At 52.5% G+C, this 1863-nt stretch carries 1 rRNA gene; it reads right to left on the minus strand.

What is annotated here, in order from left to right:
* Positions 1 to 54: 54 nt before the first annotated feature.
* Positions 55 to 1597: ribosomal RNA gene (locus ENTMO_RS0101965) — 16S ribosomal RNA — on the minus strand.
* Between the last annotated feature and the right edge of the window lie 266 nt (positions 1598 to 1863).

The raw sequence follows: 1863 nt of genomic DNA on the forward strand, positions 1-1863 counted from the left end.
TTTATCATTCATCAGACAATCTGTGTGAGCACTACAAAGGCAGGTTCTTTAAGGTAAGGAGGTGATCCAACCGCAGGTTCCCCTACGGTTACCTTGTTACGACTTCACCCCAGTCATGAATCACAAAGTGGTAAGCGCCCTCCCGAAGGTTAAGCTACCTACTTCTTTTGCAACCCACTCCCATGGTGTGACGGGCGGTGTGTACAAGGCCCGGGAAACGTATTCACCGTAGCATTCTGATCTACGATTACTAGCGATTCCGACTTCATGGAGTCGAGTTGCAGACTCCAATCCGGACTACGACGCACTTTATGAGGTCCGCTTGCTCTCGCGAGGTCGCTTCTCTTTGTATGCGCCATTGTAGCACGTGTGTAGCCCTACTCGTAAGGGCCATGATGACTTGACGTCATCCCCACCTTCCTCCAGTTTATCACTGGCAGTCTCCTTTGAGTTCCCGCCCGAACCGCTGGCAACAAAGGATAAGGGTTGCGCTCGTTGCGGGACTTAACCCAACATTTCACAACACGAGCTGACGACAGCCATGCAGCACCTGTCTCAGAGTTCCCGAAGGCACCAAAGCATCTCTGCTAAGTTCTCTGGATGTCAAGAGTAGGTAAGGTTCTTCGCGTTGCATCGAATTAAACCACATGCTCCACCGCTTGTGCGGGCCCCCGTCAATTCATTTGAGTTTTAACCTTGCGGCCGTACTCCCCAGGCGGTCGACTTAACGCGTTAGCTCCGGAAGCCACGCCTCAAGGGCACAACCTCCAAGTCGACATCGTTTACGGCGTGGACTACCAGGGTATCTAATCCTGTTTGCTCCCCACGCTTTCGCACCTGAGCGTCAGTCTTTGTCCAGGGGGCCGCCTTCGCCACCGGTATTCCTCCAGATCTCTACGCATTTCCCCGCTACACCTGGAATTCTACCCCCCTCTACAAGACTCTAGCCTGCCAGTTTCGAATGCAGTTCCCAGGTTGAGCCCGGGGATTTCACATCCGACTTGACAGACCGCCTGCGTGCGCTTTACGCCCAGTAATTCCGATTAACGCTTGCACCCTCCGTATTACCGCGGCTGCTGGCACGGAGTTAGCCGGTGCTTCTTCTGCGGGTAACGTCAATTGCTGAGGTTATTAACCTCAACACCTCCCTCCCCGCTGAAAGTACTTTACAACCCGAAGGCCTTCTTCATACACGCGGCATGGCTGCATCAGGCTTGCGCCCATTGTGCAATATTCCCCACTGCTGCCTCCCGTAGGAGTCTGGACCGTGTCTCAGTTCCAGTGTGGCTGGTCATCCTCTCAGACCAGCTAGGGATCGTCGCCTAGGTGAGCCGTTACCCCACCTACTAGCTAATCCCATCTGGGCACATCTGATGGCAAGAGGCCCGAAGGTCCCCCTCTTTGGTCTTGCGACATTATGCGGTATTAGCTACCGTTTCCAGTAGTTATCCCCCTCCATCAGGCAGTTTCCCAGACATTACTCACCCGTCCGCCGCTCGCCGGCAAAGTAGCAAGCTACTTCCCGCTGCCGCTCGACTTGCATGTGTTAGGCCTGCCGCCAGCGTTCAATTTGAACCATGATCAAACTCTTCAATTTAAATTTGAATCTAGTGAATTAAAATTAGTAATGAATTATGTAAGTTCACTCAGAGACTTGGTATTCATTTATTGTCCGAAGACATTAAGAATCCATGTCACTTTGAGTGCCCACACAGATTGTATGATAAATTGTTAAAGAGCAGTGCCGCTTCGCTTTTCGCAGCGGCGCGGGGTGTGCATATTACGCTTTCCCGCTTCAGAGTCAAGCGTTTATTTTCGCTTTTCTCTGCTGACCCGGCGGCGTGTGTGCCGTTGTTCCGTGTC

Source organism: Enterobacter mori LMG 25706 (assembly GCF_000211415.1).
GTDB lineage: Bacteria > Pseudomonadota > Gammaproteobacteria > Enterobacterales > Enterobacteriaceae > Enterobacter > Enterobacter mori.